General features: G+C 51.0%; 17 protein-coding genes. 7 read left to right on the plus strand and 10 right to left on the minus strand.

Annotated features, from left to right (window positions below; genetic code table 11):
* From AACZ40_RS10660 to AACZ40_RS10670, 3 genes are all read right to left on the minus strand, one after another.
* On the minus strand, positions 1–407 hold a 407-nt coding region (locus AACZ40_RS10660), incomplete at its 3' end, for a DUF1501 domain-containing protein (protein WP_339674404.1).
* 38 nt (positions 408–445) lie between these two features.
* Complete coding sequence (locus tag AACZ40_RS10665; RefSeq protein ID WP_291169099.1) at positions 446–2,125, minus strand: DUF1549 domain-containing protein; 1,680 nt, start codon at positions 2,123–2,125, stop codon at positions 446–448.
* Between the two features lie 201 nt (positions 2,126–2,326).
* A complete protein-coding gene (locus tag AACZ40_RS10670) occupies positions 2,327–4,534 on the minus strand; it encodes a sulfatase-like hydrolase/transferase (RefSeq protein WP_291169101.1) in 2,208 nt (735 codons plus the stop codon).
* A gap of 351 nt (positions 4,535–4,885) precedes the next feature.
* Between AACZ40_RS10670 and AACZ40_RS10675 the strand changes: the two genes are divergently transcribed.
* From AACZ40_RS10675 to AACZ40_RS10695, 5 genes are read left to right on the plus strand one after another with little or no spacing between them, the layout of a single operon-like run.
* On the plus strand, positions 4,886–7,321 hold the full coding sequence (locus tag AACZ40_RS10675; protein ID WP_291169104.1) for a PSD1 and planctomycete cytochrome C domain-containing protein: 2,436 nt from the start codon (positions 4,886–4,888) through the stop codon (positions 7,319–7,321).
* A gap of 2 nt (positions 7,322–7,323) precedes the next feature.
* Entirely contained in the window at positions 7,324–8,775 is a 1,452-nt protein-coding gene (locus AACZ40_RS10680) for a DUF1501 domain-containing protein (RefSeq protein WP_291169106.1), read from the plus strand.
* 25 nt (positions 8,776–8,800) lie between these two features.
* Entirely contained in the window at positions 8,801–10,708 is a 1,908-nt protein-coding gene (locus AACZ40_RS10685; protein WP_291169108.1) for an acetylxylan esterase, read from the plus strand.
* Positions 10,709–10,741: 33 nt separating this feature from the next.
* A complete protein-coding gene (locus tag AACZ40_RS10690; RefSeq protein WP_339674406.1) occupies positions 10,742–11,722 on the plus strand; it encodes a sulfatase-like hydrolase/transferase in 981 nt (326 codons plus the stop codon).
* A gap of 18 nt (positions 11,723–11,740) precedes the next feature.
* Positions 11,741–12,070: a hypothetical protein gene (locus tag AACZ40_RS10695; protein WP_339674408.1), complete on the plus strand. Its 330-nt coding sequence runs from the start codon at positions 11,741–11,743 to the stop codon at positions 12,068–12,070.
* A gap of 87 nt (positions 12,071–12,157) precedes the next feature.
* On the opposite strand, the gene AACZ40_RS10700 is transcribed toward AACZ40_RS10695, so the two are convergent.
* The 4 genes from AACZ40_RS10700 to AACZ40_RS10715 form a co-directional block, all read right to left on the minus strand.
* Positions 12,158–13,582, minus strand: coding sequence for a PAS domain S-box protein (locus AACZ40_RS10700; protein ID WP_291169113.1), 1,425 nt, complete (start codon positions 13,580–13,582; stop codon positions 12,158–12,160).
* Positions 13,583–14,390: 808 nt separating this feature from the next.
* Positions 14,391–14,738, minus strand: a complete 348-nt coding sequence (locus AACZ40_RS10705) for a rhodanese-like domain-containing protein (RefSeq protein ID WP_291169115.1) — start codon at positions 14,736–14,738, stop codon at positions 14,391–14,393.
* A 216-nt stretch (positions 14,739–14,954) separates the two neighbouring features.
* Entirely contained in the window at positions 14,955–15,620 is a 666-nt protein-coding gene (locus AACZ40_RS10710) for a response regulator transcription factor (protein ID WP_291169116.1), read from the minus strand.
* 242 nt (positions 15,621–15,862) lie between these two features.
* Complete coding sequence (locus AACZ40_RS10715; RefSeq protein WP_291169117.1) at positions 15,863–16,348, minus strand: hemerythrin domain-containing protein; 486 nt, start codon at positions 16,346–16,348, stop codon at positions 15,863–15,865.
* A gap of 724 nt (positions 16,349–17,072) precedes the next feature.
* On the opposite strand from AACZ40_RS10715, the gene AACZ40_RS10720 reads away from it, so the two are divergent.
* Complete coding sequence (locus AACZ40_RS10720) at positions 17,073–18,233, plus strand: hypothetical protein (protein ID WP_291169119.1); 1,161 nt, start codon at positions 17,073–17,075, stop codon at positions 18,231–18,233.
* A 117-nt stretch (positions 18,234–18,350) separates the two neighbouring features.
* Here the strand turns inward: AACZ40_RS10720 and AACZ40_RS10725 are convergent, their stop codons facing one another.
* Together AACZ40_RS10725 and AACZ40_RS10730 are read right to left on the minus strand one after the other, a co-directional pair.
* Positions 18,351–18,884 (minus strand): Hsp20/alpha crystallin family protein, encoded by a 534-nt coding sequence (locus AACZ40_RS10725; RefSeq protein WP_291169121.1) that lies wholly within the window; start codon positions 18,882–18,884, stop codon positions 18,351–18,353.
* A 274-nt stretch (positions 18,885–19,158) separates the two neighbouring features.
* Positions 19,159–19,413 carry a hypothetical protein gene (locus tag AACZ40_RS10730; RefSeq protein ID WP_291169124.1) on the minus strand — a complete coding sequence of 85 codons (255 nt, stop codon included), beginning with the start codon at positions 19,411–19,413 and terminating at the stop codon, positions 19,159–19,161.
* Between the two features lie 276 nt (positions 19,414–19,689).
* Between AACZ40_RS10730 and AACZ40_RS10735 the strand changes: the two genes are divergently transcribed.
* Entirely contained in the window at positions 19,690–20,127 is a 438-nt protein-coding gene (locus tag AACZ40_RS10735; RefSeq protein ID WP_291169126.1) for a CBS domain-containing protein, read from the plus strand.
* A 65-nt stretch (positions 20,128–20,192) separates the two neighbouring features.
* Here AACZ40_RS10735 and AACZ40_RS10740 read toward each other — a convergent pair whose 3' ends face one another.
* Positions 20,193–23,498, minus strand: coding sequence for a DUF4838 domain-containing protein (locus AACZ40_RS10740; protein WP_291169128.1), 3,306 nt, complete (start codon positions 23,496–23,498; stop codon positions 20,193–20,195).
* Positions 23,499–23,591: the final 93 nt, after the last annotated feature.

Below are 23,591 nucleotides of genomic sequence, written 5' to 3' on the forward strand. Positions count from 1 at the left end.
CCCACATAAGGATACTCACCTGCCCGCCTCCCCTTCTCCATAAACAGGCGGCCCTGTGTGTGGTCGTTCGTTTTTAAATTGATACTGCGGACAATCGACAGGTGATGCATCCGCTGCGCCGTATAAGGCAGCAGTTCTGAAATATGCATACCGGGGACAGACGTCGGAATCGCGCGGAAGGGTCCACCAAATTCGGTACCCGGCTTGGGATCCCAGGATTCCAGCTGGCTGACGCCCCCCTGCAGGTAAACCTGCAGAATTCGTTTATGCTGACCGTTGACCTGTTCTGCCACTGCCGGTGATCCGGACAGACTGAATGCCAGCGCGCCACCGGCGGCCCCCGCCAGAAACTGACGCCTCGCTACACGGTGATCAAGCTGTTGACAGCCTTGATTTCTTTGCATCATCGGTCTTTCTGTTTTCGAGGTAGACGAGGAGTTGATTCTCAATGATTGAAACGAAATTCATCCGACACCAGCGCCGCCCAGACCAGTTCAGGAATTCCCTTGTGGGTTTCCTGCTGACTTGAGTTTAAATATTCGACTACCTGTCGGGTTTCTGACTCGTTCGGAAAGCGGGAAAGGACGGCAAGATACAGTTCTTCGGCGACCGCGGGACCCGACTCAAGTTTTTTAAGCCGTGCTGTCAGATTATTTCCGCCGGGAACCAGCCAGGACTGAATCAAAGGCCCGTTCAACAGAAATAATGCCTGGTTGGCGGAAGCATCAAACCGGGATGATTGCGCCCCCACAGTGCCAAACGTGACCGTAAAGGAATCAACGTTTCTCCATAGGGCATCGTGTAACGCTTCTTCCTGCCAGAGTGGCTCCGCTGTAACTTGAGGGCCATGTTTGGGATCGTCTTTTATTTTTTTTGCCTTCAGACCAGCGAGTGTTCTTTCAGTGACTCCGGTCGCCTGCATCATTGACCAGGCCAGTTGCTCGGGTGATAAAGGCTTTAACAGGCCGACACGATAATCGGGTTTGTCAGCGGATTTCAAATCCGAGTTATTACGACTGCTGCGTTGATAAACGTCTGTCAGCGCCAATTCGCGAATCAGATACTTCAGGTCATAGTCCATTTCCTGTAACGCAGTTGACAGCAGTTCGAGAACTTCCGGATGCGTGGGCGGATTATCAGAGTGCCACATATCGAGCGGTTCCACCAGGCCGCGGCCCATCATCAACGCCCAGAGACGGTTGACAATATTATTCTGAAAGGCCTGATTCTCGGTACTGGTAATCGCATCCGCCAGTTGCAGACGACGACTGTAAACCGGTATCGAACGCACATTTTTGGCAGGTTTGACTCTGTAGGGTTCTTCAGGGATCTCAGGATCAGGAATCTCAGGCAGATCCAGCACCCGCGGTGCCGTCTTGCCTTCTTCTTTGGTGAAGACGGAAGTAAATGCGACCTGCCCTTCGGCTTTTTCACCAATGGATGTTTTTTTTGTTTTGGGATCCCGGAACAGGTAGCTGCGACTTAAAAACGCATTCAACCCATGATAGTGACGCTGCAGATAATCATTCACGTTGGGATGGTCATGGCACTGGGCACACTGAAGATCACGCCCCAGGAACAGGCGTCCCAGATCTCGGGTAACCTGCTCGGCCTTTAATTCCCGATCCAGCAGGAACTTGGCAGCCGGTCGGGTTTTCTCATCTGTGCCATCGACAGTCAGCATTTCCTGCACCAGGTCATCCCAGCGGCGGTTAGCCAAGAACGACTCTCGCAAATATTTCTGCCAGTCCTTCGCAGGCACATGTTTATCGGGATGACGTTCCATCAGCATCGTGTCAAACACATACTGCATCCGCCGCGCATATTCGGGAGATGCCAGCAGGCGATCAATTTCGTCAACACGTTTGTCAGCGGAGGTATCAGCAACAAATGCCCGCACTTTCTCTGCCGTGGGAATAGTGCCTGTCAGGTCAAGTGTGATGCGCCGTAAAAACGTCGCGTCATCGGCAGTCGCAACCGCCTGGTTCTCGAACTGCGGGTTGCCGGCTCCCAGCGCCGCATCAATCCGTTCATGGAGTGTTGTTTCGGCAGACACTGGTGCCGCATAAACAGCGATCAAGATCGCAGAATACGTGAGCAGTTGTGGGATGGAACGTAAGCTCATAAGATCACGCGATTCAGGCAGGAAGTAAAAAGAGGGACCAGTTGACACCATGCATCAACTGGCATTCATATGTTACCTGAATCTGATTGCGATATCAATTATTTTCTGCTTAACCTGAGTTTTTTCAGGAAGTTCCGCCATAGTATGATATTCATCGGCTGACCGTGTTTTACGGAAAAAACGTCCAGTTTGCCTCTCTTATCAACGCTGCCCATAAACGGGAGGCTTCCAACCCTTGGGCAGTTTTCCCTGTGGTCTCACGCCATACGCGTCTGCCGGGATCGGATGATCTTTTGCAGCTTGCAGAGGCAGATCATCGGGAAGATGCTTGATTTTGAAATCTTTGTACTGGATTTTCATCTGCGGTCCCACATGGACCTGCACTGCCAGCACGCCTTCCAGAGCACGCCCTTTTTCATCCAGGTCGATTAAATCTGCAGTCTTGTGTCCATCAATCCAGTGCTGATGATGATTGCCTTTCACCAGTACCCGGAAATCATGCCATTCATCAGGTGCGAAAGTTTTGACCGGGATTTTTCCGACAACCCAGGGCTGCCCCTCCGGATCAATAATGACTTTCTCCCCGGTATGCGAGAGGATCCGGCGCCCTTTCTCTTCGTACAGCATGCCGTTGTAGTTCGGGTTATTGGCAACCACATCACACTGATATCCGGTCACAATGTCCAGGCCCAGATCGGGCCGGGAGGTGCCCCGGTATTGCAGGCCACTGTTCCCGCCTGCAGTCACTTTTACTTTGACCCGCAGATCAAAATTACGAATCGTAGAATCGTTCCAGGTGATGAACCGGTTCATCTTCAGAGTCCCGTCAGTTTTACCCGTCAGTGCCCCTTCTTCGACTGACCAGTACCGGGGATCTCCGCTCCAGTGACGCAGTGTTTTGCCATCAAATACCGAAACGAATCCTTCAGGATCTACTTTAGCCCCCACTGCTGCCGAGGCAACCGGATGCGGTTCTGTCGAGTCCGTGAACTTTCCCTTTAACGGATCGAGCGGCCCCCCCAGTTCTTTGACTCGCGTCGTTGTGCGCTCGCGCATTTCTTTTAAAGTGTCTTGATACTTCGGATGACCGGCCAGGTTCACCAGTTCGTCCGGATCCTGTTTCAGGTCATGCAGAAACTCATGGTTATCATGATCAAAATATCGTACATATTTGAACCGCTCATTCCGCAGACCTTCAAAGGCAGGAATCCGATTGCGGACCGCAAAGTGTTCATGAAAGGCTTCTGTTCTCCAGTCGGCAGGTGTCTTGCCCGCTACGATCGGCTGCAGACTGTGCCCCTGGTATCGCGGGGGAATCGCGACTCCCGCCCAGTCAAGAAAGGTCGCCGGCAGGTCCAGATTCAGCGCAGGGGCGCTCGTCGCCTGACCATGCTGCGCCGTGGGGACGCGGGGATCTGCGATAATCAAAGGAACATTCAATGCTTCTTCATAATGCGACCATTTCCCGGCAAATCCGCGATTTCCCATGTAATACCCGTTGTCAGCCGAGTAAACGATGATTGTATTTTTATCCAGTCCGGCCTCTTTTAAAGCCGCCAGAAAACGACCGATGGCACCATCGATGCCACTCACCATGCGGTAATAGGCCCGCATATTCGTCTGATATTTATCGTCAGTATTCCAGCGCCAGAAATAACGTTCCCGATTGAGAGTCGTTTTCAGAAAGTCCGGTTGTCCATCAAAAATCTCCGGTGCATTCAGTCGCGGCGGAGCGATTGTGATATCTTCATACATGCCGTCCACAGCACGCGGCCAGGGGAAGTGACCAATTCCCGGTCGACGGTCACTGTCTTCTGCGTGACAGGCGTTAAACCACATATTTAATGCAAACGGTTTCCCCTTTGGTTGTGTTTTGAGAAACTCAATGCCTCGATCAACGATCAGTTCGGTCTCGTGACGCAGACTGCCGTCCGGCTGTTTTTTGTAATAGGGGTTGCGGCTGATCGCTTCGAATTCATCAAAGTGTTTTTCCCTTTGAAAACCCTTCGGCATCTTCGCGTGCCATTTCCCAAAGTACCCGACACGATATCCGTTTTCGCGCAACAGATCGGAAAACAGCGTTTCCACGGCTTCAGGTCGGGCCATCTCGGGATTCGCAGGCGTTCCATAACTGCGGCCGGTCAAGCCGGTCAGAATTGTCGTGCGACTTACCCAGCAGATGGCCTGACTGACACAGGCATTATCAAAGCGAGTTCCCCGCGCCGCCAGTTCATCGATATTGGGGGTCTTGATCACCTGGTTACCATAACAGCCTAATGTGCTGGTGGTCTGATCGTCGGCGAAGAAAAAGACAATGTTTGGTTTCTCGTTTGGATTGGGTTTCTCGTCTGCCATCAACGAACCGCAGGAAACGAAAAACAGTACAGTCAGATGCAGGAATAATTTCATGGCTGTAGCTTCATTGAATAGAGTGTTGTCTAGTCCGGCTCTTCCATTACAGCCGAATTACAGAATCACGCTGCTTCTTCCGGAGGCGGCATGCTTACCTGACACTGTAACTGACCGCACGGGCAAAGGCGACTCTACTCTCTGAAAATTCAGAGCTCGTCAAAGCAAAGGCTTGTAACCGGGGGGAATGGGCCTGTAGAATAGTAAATCTACTTAATTAACCTGCCAGCCGATTCCGCGCAGTTCGTCGTACATTGTCTTTTGCACTCTGAAGAACTGCCTTCGAACTCAATCGCAATAAATACTGACGCTATAAACACTGTGTCTCCAGATTGAAAGCCTGCCTGCATTATGAATGATCAGGGATACCGCAGTCGCTTGATTCCCGTTCTGATGCCCCTGCTGCTGTTCTCTTCGCCGGCGATCGCTGCGGAAAAAACGGTGGATTTCGAACGTGACATTGCCCCCATTTTAAAAAGCCGCTGCCTGAGCTGTCACCAGGATCGCGTTCGCCAGGGGGGACTTGCCCTGCATTCTGCCGTAGGAGTACGTAAAGGTGGCGAAAGCGGAGAAATCATTGATCTCGGCGATCCCGACGCGAGTTACCTGATCGATCTGATTACGGCCTACGACGGGGTGGCGGAAATGCCTCAAGAGGCAGCGCCTCTCACAACAGACGAAGTAGAGACGTTTCGAAGCTGGATCAAACAGGGAGCACACTGGCCGGAAAACCTGGTACTGGAGCCTCCCGTTTTATGGTCTCTGAGAACATTAACGCAACCACCGGTTCCCACAGTCACTCAGACATCTGCTAAATTCCCGATACGGAACCCGATCGATGCCTTTGTCGCTGCCCGACATCAGTTGGCCGGTGTGCAACCCGCGCCACCGGCATCGAAGCGCACACTCATTCGACGGCTCTTCCTGGACCTTACCGGCTTACTGCCGACACCGGAAGAAGTTGCAGGTTTTATCGCAGACGAAGATCCCCGTGCCTATGAAATACTGGTTGATAAACTGCTGGCTTCACCGCATTTTGGAGAACGCTGGGGGCGGTACTGGCTGGATCTGGCCCGCTATGCAGACAGTGATGGTTACCTGGGTGACAGTATACGTCCCCATGCCTGGGTCTATCGGGAATGGGTCATCCAGGCGATCAATGATGATTTACCCTTCGATCAGTTCTCCATCGAACAACTGGCGGGAGACCTGCTGGAAAAACCAACGGATTCACAACTGATTGCCACCGGCTTTCACCGCAACACATTGAGCAATACCGAAGCGGGCGTGGATCTCGAATTATATCGTACGAAAGAACTCGTCGACCGCGTGAATACCACAGGCATGGTGTGGCTCGGCTTTACACTGGGTTGTGCCGAATGCCATGACCATAAACACGATCCCATCTCACAGAAAGAGTTCTACCAGTTTTATTCTTTCTTCAATAATGCCGACGATTCGAGCGTGAAAGTCAGCCATGATTGGGACATGGCTGAATACCAGTCAAAACAGAAACAATGGCAACCCGCGTATGAGAAAGCACTGACTTCACTGCAAGAGTTTGAGAAATCAGACCTCACTGCAGAACAGAAAGCAGAAATCACGAAAACGCTGGAGAAATATAAAAGGTCCTCCGATCTCAAAAAGATTTCCCCATACTATGAGACGAAACAACCTGGCTGGGACAAACTCTACTCGCAACTGGAATCGCTGCTGAAAACCCGCCCTTCTCCACCAGCAACCCGGGCTCCCACCTTTAAAGAACGAACCAAAGACCGCCGGGACACCTTCGTGCATGTCCGGGGGATTTACAATCAACATGGCGAAAAAGTCGATCCAGGCACTCCCGCTGTCCTGCCTGAATTCAATGCGGGAGAACCACTGAGAGACCGTCTGGATCTGGCACGGTGGCTGTTTCAGGAGAATAACCCGCTGACGGCCCGCGTTGCCGTCAATCGCATCTGGCAGCATCTGTTTGCCCGCGGGCTGGTCGCGACTCCCAATGACTTCGGCACGAAAGGGGAACCGCCCACGCACCCACTCCTGCTGGACTGGCTGGCGGCAGAATACAAATCACAAAACTGGAGTCGCAAAACGATGATCCGACTGATCGTCATGTCCTCGACGTACCGGATGTCGTCCGCGGCGAATGCGAGTCCTGTCCAACATGATGTCAATAATCAGCTACTCTGGCGGCAGAACAGTTATCGGGTCGAAGCGGAAATTGTCCGCGATATCCATCTCACCGCCAGTAGTCTGCTGGATCGTACGATTGGGCGGCGGGGAATTCGACCTCCTCTACCGGCGTTTGTCACCGATGTCGGACGCAGCGTCAAATGGCCTGCGACTGAAGGCAGCGCGCGTTATCGCCGGGGAATGTATATTGTCTTTAAACGCACGGTCCCCTATCCGATGCTGATGACCTTTGATGCGCCGGATGCCACCGTTTCCTGCAGCCGACGCGAACGCTCGAACACTCCCCTGCAGGCACTCACCCTGTTGAACGGACCCCTGTTTTTCGAAAGTGCCCAGGCACTGGGAAAACTGATGTGGGAAGAACATCAGGACAATCTGCCCGCCGCGACAGAGGAGATGTTCCTCCGCTGTTTTTCCCGCCCTCCGGCACCGCGCGAGCAGGAATACCTCAATGCTGCGTATGCCGATCTGCTGTACCTGGCGGAAAACAGCCAAGCGAAAACAAAATCAGCAGAAGATCCACAACAGACCGCCCTGATTCAGCTGGCGAGAATCGTCATGAACCTGGATGAATTTATCACGCGAGACTGAATATGCAGAACCCACAACACCACGATCTCAATGCTTTAAACCGGCGACGTTTTTTCGCTACCGGCGCCAGCGGTCTCGGTACGCTCGCCCTGGCATCGCTCATGAAACAGGATGGTCTGCTGGGGGCGGGGCAGCAACTGGCCCATTTTGCTCCCCGGGCAAAACGCTGCATCTACCTGTTCATGGAAGGCGGCCCGAGTCAGATGGATCTGTTCGATCCCAAACCGCGTCTCAATGAACTCGACGGTCAGCCGATGCCCGAGTCCCTGCTCAAGGACATCAAGTTCGCGTTCATCCAGAAAGAAGCAGCCCGCATCATGGGCAGTCCCCGCACGTTCAAACGCTATGGCGAGTGTGGCATGGAACTCTCCGATCTGCTGCCTCACCTGAGTACCTGTGTCGATGATATTGCCTTGATTCGCTCCATGCACTGTGAGCAGTTCAATCACCTGCCCGGCCAGTTGATGATGCTCTCCGGTTCCGATCTGCAGGGCCGCCCGACGTTGGGTTCCTGGTTGAATTATGGCCTGGGGAACGAATCAGAAAATCTGCCCGGTTATGTCGTACTGGCCACACTGGGGCGAGGCTTGCCTGGCGGAGCTTCCAGCTGGTCGAGCGGTTTTTTACCGTCTCAGTATGCGGGCACGCTGTTTCGGAACCAGGGCAGCCCGGTCCTCAACCTGGCAAACCCGCCTGAAATCTCAAATGCAGCCCAGATGCGCAGCCTGCAGACGATCAATGAACTAAACGGCCTGCGTTATGAACAGATTGGTAATCCCGAAATCTCCAGCCGCATCAAAGCCTACGAACTTGCCTTCCGGATGCAGCAGACAGCGCCGGAACTGCTGGACCTTTCAGGAGAGACCAAAACCACGTTAGAGGAATATGGCGTCACGCGCGAAGAAGCATCGAAAAGCAGTACGTCCGGTTTCATGGGCTCGTATGCCCGCAACTGTCTGCTGGCACGCCGCATGGTGGAACGGGGCGTGCGGTTTGTTTCCCTGTTCCTCTCCACCTGGGATCATCACAGTGCGCTCGACAGTGGCCTGGAGCGCTACACGAAAATTTCCGATCAACCCGTCGCGGCGTTGCTGAAGGATCTGAAGCAACGCGGCCTGCTGGACGAAACGCTGGTCGTCTGGGGAGGCGAATTCGGTCGCACACCCCTGGGCGAGAATCGAGTCAATTTCAAGAAAGTCACCGGCCGCGATCACCATCCCTACTCCTTCAGCATGTGGCTGGCCGGCGGCGGAATCAAGGGGGGACAGGTGATCGGCGAAACAGATGAAATCGGCTGGGGAGTCACTAAGGACCCGGTCCACGTCCACGATCTGCACGCCACAATTCTGAAACTGTTCGGACTGGATCACGAAAAACTGACCTACCGGTTCCAGGGTCGCGACTTCCGCCTGACTGATGTTTCCGGGAATATCGTCGAACAACTACTGGCATAATGCCAGACAGCAGGAAACCGCGTTCATGCAGAAAATGTTAATCTTCCTGATTCTTTTTACCGGCTGTCTCAGCACCGCATATGCACAGTCGGAATACCGGGTTCTGCCGCGCGATTTCAACGCAGACAAAACAGAGCAGATGATGCGGGCTTATCTGCGTCAACAGGTCCATGCTGCCATGGAGAAACGACGCAGTGAACTCGAGGCGGCATTGAAATCGGATAAAGCACTCGCCGCCTATCAACAACAGCGACGCGAAGCATTACAGCAGTCACTGGGAATACTGCCCGAACGCACAGCACTTAACCCGCAGACAATGGGTACCATTCAGCAACCCGGATTCACCGTTGAAAAAATTCTCTATGAAAGCCAGCCCGGCTTTCACGTGACTGCTAACCTGTATCGCCCCGAAGGAACAGGTCCGTTTCCTGCCATCCTGCACCCGGTCGGCCACAGTGAAAATGGAAAAGCCTACGAATCGTATCAGCGCGCCAATCGCCTGCTGGCACGACACGGGTTTATCGTACTCTGCTTCGATCCCATCGGTCAAGGAGAACGCAAACAGCTCCTCGATAAAAAGGGAACGCCGCACCATCGGGGAAGTCACGAACATCAGGAGTTGGGCGTTGCTCCGATCCTGCTCGGACGCAGCCTGGGAAGCTATATGCTGTGGGATGGTGTCCGCGGCATCGATTATCTCTGCAGTCGTCCTGACGTGGATCAATCGCGTATCGGCTGCACCGGGAATTCAGGGGGCGGCAATCTGACCAGCTACCTGATGGCATTTGATGATCGCATCGTGGCGGCTGCCCCCGGTTGCTTCATGACCACGCATCGCTTCAAAAACGAGAGTCCCGGCCCAGGCGATGCCGAGCAGAACCTGTATGGACAGATCGGAGCTGGCTTCGATCATCCCGACTATATTCTCACACGTGCCCCCCAACCGACACTGATTCTCTCGGCAACCAGAGACTTCGTCCCCATCGACGGCACCTGGGATGCCTATCGCCAGGCTAAACGTGTTTATACCCGGCTCGGTTATCCGGAACGCGTTGATCTGATCGAAGCCAACGACAAACATGGATTCAGCCAGCGACTGCGTGAAGGTGCCGTACGGTTCTTTGCCCGCTGGTTGCAGAAGAGACATCTGGAAGCGTTCGAAGTCGACGACTCCCCGGTTCTGACTGATCAGGAGTTGCAGGTCACGCTGCAAGGCCAGGTACTCAAGCTGCAACATGAACGCAGCCTGTTTGATCTGTTCACCGACTACGAAAAACAGTTAGCCGAAAACCGCCCTCCCCTCACACGAGAGCTTGTGCGGCAGGTGACAGGTATCCGCACACTGCAAGATCTGCCGGAGCCTGGTATCAAGCGATTCGAAAACAAAAAGTCTACAAACTCACCCCAGCGTCTCATTCTGACACCGGAACCTGGCATCCAGTTGCCCGCACTCTACTGGTCTCAGGGGAATGAAACACCCATTCTGATCGCACCGTCTGCAGGCATGAATTCCAGCGTCAAAACAGCGGAACAGCTCAACAGCCAGGGACATCCTGTATTGATCGTGGAAGTGCGAGATACGGGTGAAACCAAAACCAGGAACTGGCGTTTTCCCGGTGCGGACTATTATATATCCCATATGCTGGGACGTTGCTGGCTGGGCATGCAGGCCGAAGATTTACTTGTTTCCGCCCGCTGGCTGCAGTCACAACACAAGGCGAACCAGGTGGAACTTCATTCGGAGGGCGAACTCGTCCCCGCGGCCCTGCATGCTGCGGCACTGGAACCCAAACTGATCTCTCAACTGCAATGGGATGAAGGGCTGAATCCGTGGCATGAACTGCTGACATCACGCGAAGCATTCCCTCACCTGCATCTTGCCGTTCAGAACGTACTGTCGTACTACGATTTACCTGACCTCAAAAAACTTTAAGACCGTCGAATTATTATCTCAGAGGATTTTCCCATGTATTTGATAAAACCTGCCTGCTGTTTTCTCACCGGCCTTCTGCTGCTCATGCCTGTCGGTCTGAATGCTGCAGAAACCAAACCGAATATCGTGTTGATCATGGCCGATGACGTCGGCAGTGATGCCATCGGATGTTACGGGGGGCGCAGCTATCCCACGCCGCACATCGATGCCCTCGCCAAGGGAGGCATGAAATTCAATCATGGCTACGCCATGCCCGTCTGCCATCCGACACGGGTCTGCCTGATGACGGGCCGGTATCCCTTCCGCTTTGGCAAAGCCGGTTCGAAATGGGGAGATTATCCGAGTGACGCCGAAGGCATTTCCATCGGCAATCGTATGCAGCAGGCCGGCTATGCCACGGCAGTCGCCGGAAAATGGCAGCTCTGTATGATGAAGAATGATAAACAGCATCCCAGCCGCGTCGGTTTTGATGAATGGTGTCTTTTCGGCTGGCATGAGGGAGGTCGCTATCATCATCCCCTGATTTATCAGAACGGCGCTCTGCGGGATGACGCTTCCAGTCTGTACGGCCCTGAAGTCTATGCCGACTTCCTCATTGATTTCATGAAACGCAGCCACAAAGCGGGCAAACCTTTCTTTGCCTATTACCCGATGGCTCTCTGTCATGATGTGACTGATGATCTGAAGAATGAACATGTCGCATATTATAAATATGGACGCTGGATGACCTATGCTGAGATGATGGCTTCGATGGATGATATGGTCGGCAAGGTGGTCGCTTCCCTGAATGAGATGGGTGTGCGTGACAATACGTTAATCATCTTCACCACCGACAACGGAACTCCGGGAGCCAGTTATCTGACTGTCAACGAGAACGGCAAAATGGTACGTCCCAAAGTAGTCTCGGTACAAAACGATAAAATCGTGCCTGGCGGCAAGGGGAAACTGGACGATACGGGAACCCGTGTACCGTTAATCGCGAACTGGCCCGGACACATCAAGGCGGGTACCTAGGTCGACGACATGGTGGACATGAGCGATTATCTGCCCACGGTTGCCGAGATCGCCGGGCTCAAGCAACCAGATGTTCCCCGCGATGGCATCAGTTTTGCGTCGGTTCTGTTTGGGAAACCTGAACAGCGTCAGACTCGGGAATGGATCTACATTGAACTCCGAAACAAAAGCTGTGTCCGTTCACCGGAATGGAAACTGTACCAGGATGGACGGTTCTTTAACGTAGAACAGGATCCCGGCGAAAAGTCTCCGCTGAAATCAGATCAGCTGACCGGAACCGCAAAGCAGAAGCATGCCGCTCTGACAAGCGTCCTGAATGATCTGCAGGGTCCACTGCCCCAACCCTGATGACAGGTGATTCTCCGGATTCCCTTGCGGACTGGTGAAATGGTCTCCCTGTCATGAGACAGGGAGACGGTCCTTGCTGCGATCCGTTTAATCGGATTCCCGGGCTGCGATGATATGCGCCTTTGTGCCTTGTCCCGGGCTTGAATCCAGCCAGAACTTTCCATTGATGAGTGAAAGTCGATATTCAATATTACTCAGGCCCATTCCACCTGGCTCAGTTTTCTGCTGATCAAATTGCTGCAGATCGAAGCCGACCCCATCATCAGAGACCGTGATCTCTAATTCCTGGTTCGATATTGAATGCATGCCGACCTGTGCGTGTGTGGCTTGAGCGTGTTTAACAACGTTAAACAGAATCTCGCGCACACATTCATACAGGACAATTTTTGTCAGTTCCGCCTGCGGACTGACAGCCTGATCCAGATCCAGCGCGACAGTCAAATTGTACCGTTCCTGCATATTATGCGCCAGCCATTCCAATGCCATCGGCAGACCTTCTTCATGCAGTACGACCGGGTTCAGCTCAGCCGTCAGGGAACGGGTAACTTCGATACTCTGGTTCAACAGTTCATCCGCACGCGCGAGTGTCAGTTTTTCTGATTCTGAATGGACTCCCTTCCTGGCGATTCCCAGATGAATTCGCACGCCGATCAGCAATTGCTGAAGATGGTCATGCAGAATATTGGCCAGTTGGCGACGTTCCTGCTGTGCAGCGACAGCCACTGCCCGTGACAGTTCGGCCTGCTTCTTTTCGCCCTGCTTTCGCTCGCTGATATCAGCAATAATGCCGGCAAAGATCTCAAACTGAGGCAGATCCGTCACCGACAGTTCGATCGGGATCAAAGTGCCATCACGATGAGAGGCCTGCAGTTCTCGTCGGGCTCCTACAATATAGGAAATCCCTGTTTCGAGGTACTGGGTGATAAACTGATCATGATGTTCGCGGATCGGATGTGGTGTGAGTAAACTGACATTCTGCCCGATGATTTCAGCAGCCGAATATCCAAACATCTTTTCTGCGGCTGAATTAAATGACTGGATTATTCCCCGGCGGTTTATCGTAATGACCGCTTCGATAGCCGATTCGACAATCGCATTCAGTTGAGCCTGTGTCTGACGTAATTTGCTGGAGACAGCCCGCTCGGTTCGAATACGCTGAACGGAATTCCGGAACAGTTCACGATCGATCGGTTTAATGAAGTAATCAGCAATCTCATTTCGGAATGCGAGAACCATACTCTGCACTTCTGAGCGTGATGTAATGATCATCAACTCTGCATTCTTCGCCTGTTGCTGAATTTCGGGGAGAAATTCGTCTGTATTTCCATCGGGCAATTCATGTTCCAGAATGATCAGAAAGTAATCCGACCAGTTTTCCCGGCTCATCAACTGTTCCCGGGTTTCCACAGCATCAACCTGAAATCCTTCGGCTGAAATAATCTGGATGATCTGCAAGCGCGATTCCGGATCAGGCTCGGCCAGCAGTACAGATAACCTCTCTTGATCTGACATGATTCTGTCTCTTTAAGCCATTACGGTATCAGGGGTGATTCAGCCTGTGATATATTAATTGTGAGCGAAGATACTCTGGGGGTTTCCCCTATGAAATAACGGCTGATTCTCCGATTTCACAAATGCCACTGCTTGTATAAGCTGATCATCACTGGCATCCCGTGACAAATCAGAGACAGCGAGATTGACAGTCTGTCGAATCTGTATTTTCAGTCTGTTTTCCTGATTCATTATCTCAACAACCCTGATGTTCCTGCAGTCGAAAACAAGCGTAACGACAATCAGACCACTAAATATCCTGATTTCACGGAAACGACCCTGCCACGATCTTAAAATACCTGTTTTCGTTGCCAGAATCATACTGCCTGAAAGGAGAATGCGGTGAAACTGCAGAACAAACCTCGAATTCCGTTACACTCCCATTCGGACCTGCAGCTCACATCACAGATAAGAAGGAGATTGCAGTCTACAGGATATGCAGGCCTGACTTCAATCTGGATTGAAGTCCACTCCGGAGAAGTTTTTCTGGAAGGAACAGTTGACTCTTATTTCCTGAAGCAGATGGCACAGGTGAGAGTCCTGGCAATGAGCGATGTCAGAAAAGTTTATAATACGATCATAGTGAGCTCGCCGGGCCCGTGTCCAAAATAATATAAGCCACTGCCCAGCCAGGAACCGCGACTACTCAGAGAGAAAAGTCGCTCATCTGGTTGAGACGGCTTCGCATCACCTTTAATCATAGCGACTCTCAAGCTATCATTCTCGGTCCAATTGATCCTTGAGACGCTACAGTAAATCGAGACACAGTCTAATAACGGATTCTCGATGCGCCATATTCAATCGGCAGTTGAGCAGCCCGCCAGTCTATTTTTCCCGGCTCATAGTCGAAAACAGTCTGATATCCCAGTTCCAGGAGACACATTGCTGCCTGGCCTGACTGATGGCATTCATAATTCAGGCTGTAGACCACAATGGTATTGCTGCGATCAGGAATCAGACGCAATACACGCTCATTGAAGAAATCGCTCAGTGGCACATTGATGGCCTGGGGAAGATGATAATCCTGATATGCAATCTCGGGTAATACCTCGACCAGCTTGAGGTCCAGGCAGGTGTTCAAGAGATCCTGTAACTCATTTCTGCTGATGGTCACCATTAACACGCGATCCTGATAACTGAAGTGAAGTACCTGAAGAGAATTCCCTCACACTAACTCTGTTTTCAGTTTAACAGCCAGAACTGAAAGCTATCTATCGGGTTAAGGATGTGTTAATTACCGGGTAAATTTCGATTGACCCTATCGGGAAATACCCTATTGAATCCCCGCCAGCTCCCAACACCCCAGAACAAAAAGCCAGATACACTGCAGTTATCAGTTTTTTTCCAGGACCCATTGAATTGCATGGCGAGTCAACGCGGTCGCGTTTTCCAGATTCAGTTTGTGTTTGATGTTCTCCCGATACGTCTCTACCGTTTTAGCACTTAAGTTCAGTTTCTGAGCAATCGAACGTGTCGTTTCGCCTTCCCCGATCTGCTCAAACACTTCCAGTTCACGATCTGAGAGTCGTTCGATGGGAGACTGATCGGAATAGTTATCTGAGCCGATAGATCGACAGATCATGCGTTCTGTCGCCTCGGGACTCAAAAATACTTTTCCTTTTAAGACCTGGTAAATCGCTTTTATCAACTGTTCCGGTGCCTGCTGCTTGTTTACAAATCCCAGGGCACCAGCGCGCAGTGATCGCTCTGCAAATAAAGTTTCATCATGCATAGACACGGTCAGCATCTTAATTTGACTGAACTGGGCTTTGATATCTTTGATTAATTCCAGTCCGCTGCCATCTTTCAGTGAAATATCAATGATCATCAGGTCTGGTGGATGCTCCATGATTTGCCGGATGGCATCAACTTTACTGTCGGCCTGTCCACACACTTCCAGGTCATCCTGATGTTCAATCAGTCGTGAATATCCTTCCCGGACGATGGGGTGATCATCGACGATCATCACCTTTACCTTCTGCTGTTTGGAATGGTTCATTTACTGATTTCTAATACCAATGCTCGAACTGTAAAGTGAGGACACTCAACCATGGTTGGCCAGACACAGAAACCAGGCCAGGCTGCATCCGAGTGCACTTTGCACTAAATGAGTATACCCGTCGATTTGCTGCACCGGGAAGCGCAGGCTCTACCGATTCCGAAGTAAATTCTCTGAAAAAACAACACGCTTAAGATCACGCTTTTGTAGAATCACGCGGAGAGGCCGAAATCGAATCACAGTCATTCGTGAGTGGAAGATTTCTCGAAAGCTTCGCGAACTCGTTCGATTTCACGCTTCTCATTGGTGCGTAAATCGTCCAGAAGTCCCTGAAATTCCTGCAAAGCTTCATTCCAGCTCCGGAACGGTGGATTCGACAGTTTCAGGCGCGTGCTGAAATCATCAACTCTGCAGAGAAATTCCTTATGCTGTTCTTCAAAATCAGGAACCATGATACAGAACCCCGGCTCTTCCTCCATCACCGGTTTAAAGTAGCCTTCCTGTTCTTCGTCTAGAAAATGTTTTCTCAGAAGATCTCGCAAACCTTCCATTCGCGTTCCCATTTCGCCATATTTGGGCAGGCCATGTTCATACAGTTCGCTCCACCATCGATGCAAATCTTTAATGTGAGACAAAATCTGCTCATGTTCATCCAGCAGATACTGCAGATGCTCGTGTGGATTATCTTTAAACTCCTGTGATTGCTTTAATTGATTTCGATGTTTCATAGCGATATCACCCCTTTTCATTTCTGAAGTCTATAAGACGCTTCCGTGAAATCTTACATCACTGCGATTTGCTCATCACCGTGGATCAAAGGCCTGCATCCAACACGAGAGAAAAAAGCTGATCGACGGACGATGCTTAAGCAGCACTACCCAGTGCGAGGTGGAAAGCTTTCGCCGTTGATATTCCGTGGCATGGCTCCAGCAGAATATCAGAACGCGCTCAGCCCACTTAACCCTGATGTATGAGGAAATACACCTGGAGTGTCGGGGATTGATTCCGGTCTGTGCTGTTTCCGACAGAAGAAGAATACCCTTTGCAATTTCCTGACGCAATTTTCTGACGAAGACAAATATCAAAACGCAATGGCTCCACATCACTCTCTCTGTTTCATTTTACACATTGATGTCAACAGGGTCCAGCAAATCATTTTTCAGTGAAACCGGATTTCACTATAATAGGATGAGTCTGGAATTCATTTATCCGCACTATGGGGAATTTCCCTATGCAGTAAACGTAGCCTGGTCCTATATCGGGTCTGTTTGACAAAATGATAGCATTTATGAACTTCACAAACAGACTGAATTCCGGAACAAGATCAGGAAGGCAGATTACAGCTGCGGGTACGCTTCTGCTCGACCAGTGGAAGTAGCCTGCTGCAGTAGAACTGTCAGTTTCTGTCATGCTTGAAGAATTCAGAATTTATTATTCAACAAGGAGTGTTCAATGCAGACTTTAACACATGATGAACTGAAAGCGCTGACTGACTGGGAACAGGGTCCCAGTATTTCGATTTACTTACCTCGGCACCAGGCTGTTTCGGAGCTGGGGAAAGATGCAATCGTTCTGCGAAATATGCTGGATGAAGCTGAAACCAGACTTCAGAACCAGGGGTTCGGGACAGCAGAGTCCCGGAAATTTCTGGAACAGGCACGAAACATACAGAATGATGATTCTTTCTGGGAACTGGGTTCTGCCCAGGGGCTGTGTTTACTGCTGGCACCAGGTGCCTTTCACCAGTTTGATCTGCCTTACCAGTGTCCGCAAATGCTCACAGTCGATGACGCATTTTATATCAGCCCCTTATTTTATAAAGTGTATGAAGATGACCGGTTTGATGTACTGGCCATCAGCCCCAAAGCGGTGCGGATGATTCGACATGAAAATGGATCTGTCTCGGAAATCGACCTGCCTGAAAATATGCCTGCCAGTCTCGAAGAGTATTCGCAGGGGATTGAGCTGGAAGAATCAATACAGCACCACTCCGCCTCGTCCGGTCGAGCCGGGAGAGAAGTCGCGGGGATCATTCACGGGCATGGTGTAGCAAAAGAACAGACTGAAAAACTGCTGGGTGATTACTACGAGTTTCTTGCCCGGCAACTGGAAAATTCTCAGGGCAGCGGTTCTCTGCCGTTAATCCTGGCCTGCGCCGAAAAACAGCAGAGTCTGTTTCGGAAACATTTCCATATGAATCATCTGCTACAGGAGGGGATTGCGACTTCACCAGATCAGCTGAGTGCACAGGAACTGATTGAACTGGCCCGGCCGGTAATTAAATCCCATGCTGAAAATTCACTTCACAAAGCGCAGGAACAGTTTAAGAATCATCTCGGCACGTCACGTATCTCACACCAGCTCGAAGAAATCCTGCAATCGGCAGATCAGGGTCGTGTCGAAATGCTGTTTGTGCCGATCGGATCTGAGCGCTGGGGACAGTTACCGCAGGACGGTGAGCTGATTGAAACCCATGACAGCAAGTCGCCGGGAGACACTGCCCTGCATAACCGTGCTATCCGGGATACGTATCGACATGGGGGGACTCCTTATGTCATCAATGCTGAAGACATGCCCGATGACCAGCCACTACTCGCTTATTTCCGCTGGTAATCCAGGGAGCGCAAGTGGTAAATCATGCGTTGCTGCTGTCGATTTCAAAAAAAGGTGTGCCACAATATTTGAATTTGTGGCACACCTTGATTTTGATCAGATTCTGCGCCGATTCAATCACTTTGCAACCGGTTTCACATTAATTTTGTGCGGTTTGGTTGACTCACACTTCGGCAGCGTGATTGTCAGCACGCCATTGTCACAGCTCGCTTCAATCTGATCTTCTTCGACTTCACAGGGTAACGTCACCGATCGGGAAAAACTGCCGGAACGTCTTTCAATACGATGATACGTTTTGTTCTTTTCTTCCTGCTCTTCTTTGCGTTCTCCGGTAATTCGCAGCAGATTCCCGGTAACCTCCACATTGATTTCTTCCGGCTGAATTCCGGGAACGTCCATCCGGACTTCAATATGGTTATTGGTTTCCGATAGATCCAGAGTTGCAGCAAACCCCTGTGTCAACCAGCCGTTTCCAAAGTCGTCGGAAAATCGATTCAGCAGATGATCCATCTCATCCCGAAACGACAGAAAGGGAAATCGCCCCATCAGAGAGCTCATGTCCTGCGGAAACCGTGACTGTGTCCTGGACGGCACTTCATTCTTTAAATCCTGCTTTGGTTTTTTCTTCTCTGTAGATACAGTCGTTGCCATAAATCATTTTCTCCTATAAAAGATTTTCGTACAGAATACATGGCTGAATTCTCAGCGTGAATTTAGAACCGTCTCACCACTCTATGCACGCAATGCGCAATCCAGATCTCCACCTGTCGCTTCTCCCAGGTGTCCTGTGTCTGGATCTGACAAACTTTCCTTCTCTGCCCCTGCTGAAGCGCATCACAGTTCACCATAGCGTCTCTCAATCGATGGCACTCGATCTCTCTGCCCCTGGAGACGCTCCAGTACAACGGGACACAGTTTAAACTGTTTAGAAGCAGTCGTTCTGGATGTGCTTTGCCAGAATCTCTTTCAGCCGAGCGATATTTGCTTCTTCCTGAGTCTTAATATCTTTCCAGAAGCGTTTCAATTCTGCGTGACCGCCCGCATTGGCGATATATTGATCGCAGCGCCATAGTGCATCCAGCCTCTTACTCAATTCATGAATCATATCGTGATCATGATCTGCACATCCTTTTGTTTCGCCAATATGTTCCATCTGCCGTTCTGCTACCATTGTCATCATGCACTCCTTTTCTGATCGAGTTCGTTTAATAGAGATAAGACATACATCACTCTCTTATCAGAATATAAATTCTCGCGCCAGGAAAGAAATCAGGGGGGATTGTGATTCATGGATAGGGATATCCCCTATAAAAGCAGTCGGTTCATTCACCATTCAAACGGTATTTACATCCTGTGCCTGAGCGTATAAGTTGGAATACAGTAAGGGGGAACGGCTTCAATGCCTGCCCATCTGGTATTCATCTGCAACTTCAACAATCAGAAAAGGAGATAAATCATGACAGTCGGTCGTATTTGCTCAAGAGAAGTTGATCTGGTAGATACCGATGAATCAGTCCAGGTCGCTGCAGAACGGATGAATTCCCGTAATGTCGGGACTCTGATTGTGCTGGATGAAGAAAAACATCCCATTGGGATGATCACAGATCGCGATCTGGCATTACGGATTGTCGGAAAAGCACGAGACCCCATTGAGACCCTGGTCTCTGATATCATGACCAGGTTCCCGGATAACGTCAGCGAAGAGACGCCCATTGAAATCGCGCTTTCAAAAATGAGAGCAGGCGGTTTTCGCAGACTTCCGGTAGTCGATGATGAAGGAAAACTGATCGGCGTGCTGACTCTGGATGATATCCTGGAACTGCTCAGTACCGAATTCACAGAAATCGGCAGGTTAATCAAGAAAGAGAGCCCGACCAGTCTGGCAGGATATTAAACCGGGATGGGATTCCCGAGTTTGTGAAGCTGTCTCAAGGCCGATCTGATCCAGATAAGTTGCAACTATTTCGGGGTCAGTTCGGTCAGGGCAGATTCCGCCGCGCGTCGATGGCCGTCAGACACCGATGAATCTTTCAGAAGACCCCGATAGACTCTCACTGCCTGATCACGTTGATCAGACGCAGCGAATACCTGCGCCTGTAACAGCAGCATCTCGTGACGCCAGAATCCAGTAAGGTCGTCGATCTTCACAAGCTCCAGGACTTTGAATGCTTCCTGGTATTTCTGTTCCCGTATTAGGATTCGGACGGCTCCCTGAACGGAACGAAACTGATCTGCAGATCCGATACGTCCCGCAGCAAGCAAGTTCTGCTGATAGGCATCCAACGCTGTTTTGTCGTTCTGCAGATTCATTTCCCGATTATTGCCAAGCATGACCAGAATACTCGCTTTGAGCCTGGAATCAGCCGTTAATTTCAGGGCCTGATTCAGGTCTGCTTCAGCCTTCATACCGTTTTTCAAACCATAATATGCGCGAGCCCGGGCATAGGCTCCTGCTCCTGTCTGCCAGAATGGCCACTGAGCCAGATCTTCAGTTCCATACTGATCAATCACGGCCTGGTAGTTTCTCTGGCTCAGGAGGTTCTCCATCTGGACGGTTTTGGCAATTGACTTTTCCGGAATCAGCTCTGCCAGTTGGCTTGCACGTTCATAATCTTTCGATGCCCGCGCACACTCGGCTGCTTTCTCCAGCGCAGTCGATTTCTGGATTTGCGTGATGTTTTTGTCTTCGCTCAACGCAATATAAGCCACCTCGGCAGCCTGATACTTTCGTTTTCGCAGCAGTTGATTTGCTGCCTTTTCGGCGATCAGAAAATCAGTCACACTTTCATCTGCCGGAAACTGATGAGATAACCCTCGATAAAAATGGGCAAATTTCATTGGCTCATGGAAACTGGCTGTTCCTGTGGGGGCAAATGCAGAATACTCAGAACCATTTTCACGAATCCGCTGGCGACAGACATTGATATACCAGGGGAGACTCTGAGTCGGTCTGTGACCGATCACCTGGTGCAGCGGATCGTTTTCATCCTGGACGACAGGGATGCGGATCTCGGCTGTCCAGTATCCATCGCCAATCTGTGTCGCGACTTCCGCCTGGGAATCCCAGCGGAACCAGTTGTTTCTATCTGCACCGCGATCCAGATCAATCAGTGCTCCCGCCGGGTTGACAGCGAGCTGATAATAACTGTGTGATTCCGTATTCAGCAGAATTTCAACCGCATCACCATACCAGATGGCCTGATCTCCGTTTTTCGCAGTCGTGCTGATGGGCTTTTCACCCGATGCTTCTTCACAGCGAATCGCAAAATACAGATCTCTGCCAACCCAGCAGCTCTTGATCGATGTACCATAGACAGGTTGTCGGCCCGTCTGCAGTTCGCGCAACTGTCCCGTTGAAGCGGTCGGAATTTTCTTCCAGAGATTGTCATCCAGTTTGCCATCGATCCGAATCTCTCCGCGGGGATCTCCCACCAGTCTCAGGATTGGCACGGGGCCCCGCTTCTGTGCCAGCTGCCTGCTCTTATTTCGCAATCCGTTCAGATAGAGATCAATCAATCGAATCCGCTGACCATACACAGACGATTCATCCACTTTGGCTTTGGCAGTGTCAAACAAAGCCAGTGCCTGCTCTGCTTTTCCGCCATCCTTTTCCATTTCCCGCCAGTGATTTTCACAGTACGAAAAGAATTCGCGCATCGCGGGCGCAGCCGGTCCATAAAACAACTGGCAGTACTCGTTAAACAGTTCCGCCGCATCCTGATCCTTGCCTCCCCAGTACATTCGCGCTGTGAAGTAAATGAGGAAATGGTTATAGCCGATGGCATTCTCACCAAAATCCATTGTCAGCCAGATATCTTCACCCTGTGAACTTCCTTTGGTTGCATTAATACTCTCACCTAATACTTGAGGAATATATGCAGGCAGGTAGAAACCACGGCCGGTGAACGGATAGTTCTCAAAGATAATGACAGGTCGATCCGTCTTCTTCGCCCAGTCCCGGCGCAATTGCGTAATCTCGTCGCGGGACTCGCTCGTTGGTCTGCGTCCGCCGACGATGATCACCTGCAGGTTGGGTTCCAGTTTGTCAATCTTCAGAGGGGGTTGCGTATATGTTCCATACGCGCAATTGGAAATCCGTTTTTCGGGATGTGTTTTGCGAACTTCCTTCGCAACACGGTTCACAAATTCCCAGACATAATCCGAAAAAGCACCACGATAACCTCGCTCCGGTGTATCCTTGCCTTTACATAATTCACACTGACAGATCGCCGTATACCCATCCGGCGGCATGACCGAAACTTCGTCCATTTTGAAGTGATCAAACTGGGCACGTACATAACGCACCGTCTCCTGAAAGAGTTCCTCATTCGAATAGCACAACTGATTCAGGCGTTTTCCCGACTGAGTATCCCGCTGGTCTCCATACAGGGCAAACCATTCCGGATGGTTTTTTAATGTATAGTCATTGTGGGTCATATGATCCAGCCCATGTGCTGCCTGCCTGCCATAAGGTTGGCGAAGTCCCAACCGCATCCCCCACATGGCCGCATCCCGACCATAAACGCCGAACCGGAAGTTTAACGTGCGCAGAGGAAAATCAGGTTCAACAACCTGATCGATCTCGGGCAGAGGGATCGTCTTGAGTTCCGGTACAATTTCTCCTGATTCGCCAGGCAGATACCAGCGCACACCCAGACTTCTCAGATACCCGCAGACGGCATTAAAAGAGCCGCGTTCATCGAAGCCCCAGACATTGACATTGCCGTTCTTGTCAACCTTCTGCTCCTGAGGCGTGCCGAACAGGCTGGCAGGCCCCATGTAGTGCTTGCGCATCTGGGAATGGGGATACCCCCAATGCTCACCCGTAATTTCATCCCAGGCAGCCTGCATTTTTCCGCTGGCGATATCATTGTTACTGCGCGGCCAGGGTTCGATGGGTATAAAATCGGTATCATCGCCAATCAGTGTCAGCCAGTTCTTACCGGAAACAATGCGATAGGCTCCATATTTCAAACCATCAGCAGAGATTCCCAGCCTTTGAGTTTCCGCGCTGCCTCCCACGTAAATTTTGACCGGATACTCCGAGGTTGGCTGATCCACGACCTGCAATTTCGCACCTGATATTTTTTCCAGGTAAGTCTGCAATTCCTGCGCCGCCAGGCTCGTTGTGCGGGAGGGGCTTGTGGAAATCACGATTTCCGCCCGGGGCTGACCGTCCTGAATGAGCAGTGTTGCTTCAGCCAGTAACGGAATCGGAAGGCACAACAGGAAACAGAGAACAGAAAACAGTCTGTAATGGTACATCGTTTATCCTATCTGTCTGGCAGGAGGGTTAAGCTTTGAATCTTATTCTGCATTCCAGGCTGGTAAAACACAAGCACTTTGTTTCCACGATCA

The sequence above is a fragment of the uncultured Gimesia sp. genome (genome assembly GCF_963972345.1).
Lineage (GTDB): Bacteria > Planctomycetota > Planctomycetia > Planctomycetales > Planctomycetaceae > Gimesia.

Coding starts and splice junctions, on each gene's coding strand:
- AACZ40_RS10665 (WP_291169099.1), bottom strand. CDS start 2,125: ATGAGCTTACGTTCCATCCCACAACTGCTCACGTATTCTGCGATCTTG.
- AACZ40_RS10670 (WP_291169101.1), bottom strand. CDS start 4,534: ATGAAATTATTCCTGCATCTGACTGTACTGTTTTTCGTTTCCTGCGGT.
- AACZ40_RS10675 (WP_291169104.1), top strand. CDS start 4,886: ATGAATGATCAGGGATACCGCAGTCGCTTGATTCCCGTTCTGATGCCC.
- AACZ40_RS10680 (WP_291169106.1), top strand. CDS start 7,324: ATGCAGAACCCACAACACCACGATCTCAATGCTTTAAACCGGCGACGT.
- AACZ40_RS10685 (WP_291169108.1), top strand. CDS start 8,801: ATGCAGAAAATGTTAATCTTCCTGATTCTTTTTACCGGCTGTCTCAGC.
- AACZ40_RS10690 (WP_339674406.1), top strand. CDS start 10,742: ATGTATTTGATAAAACCTGCCTGCTGTTTTCTCACCGGCCTTCTGCTG.
- AACZ40_RS10695 (WP_339674408.1), top strand. CDS start 11,741: ATGAGCGATTATCTGCCCACGGTTGCCGAGATCGCCGGGCTCAAGCAA.
- AACZ40_RS10700 (WP_291169113.1), bottom strand. CDS start 13,582: ATGTCAGATCAAGAGAGGTTATCTGTACTGCTGGCCGAGCCTGATCCG.
- AACZ40_RS10705 (WP_291169115.1), bottom strand. CDS start 14,738: ATGGTGACCATCAGCAGAAATGAGTTACAGGATCTCTTGAACACCTGC.
- AACZ40_RS10710 (WP_291169116.1), bottom strand. CDS start 15,620: ATGAACCATTCCAAACAGCAGAAGGTAAAGGTGATGATCGTCGATGAT.
- AACZ40_RS10715 (WP_291169117.1), bottom strand. CDS start 16,348: ATGAAACATCGAAATCAATTAAAGCAATCACAGGAGTTTAAAGATAAT.
- AACZ40_RS10720 (WP_291169119.1), top strand. CDS start 17,073: ATGCAGACTTTAACACATGATGAACTGAAAGCGCTGACTGACTGGGAA.
- AACZ40_RS10725 (WP_291169121.1), bottom strand. CDS start 18,884: ATGGCAACGACTGTATCTACAGAGAAGAAAAAACCAAAGCAGGATTTA.
- AACZ40_RS10730 (WP_291169124.1), bottom strand. CDS start 19,413: ATGATGACAATGGTAGCAGAACGGCAGATGGAACATATTGGCGAAACA.
- AACZ40_RS10735 (WP_291169126.1), top strand. CDS start 19,690: ATGACAGTCGGTCGTATTTGCTCAAGAGAAGTTGATCTGGTAGATACC.
- AACZ40_RS10740 (WP_291169128.1), bottom strand. CDS start 23,498: ATGTACCATTACAGACTGTTTTCTGTTCTCTGTTTCCTGTTGTGCCTT.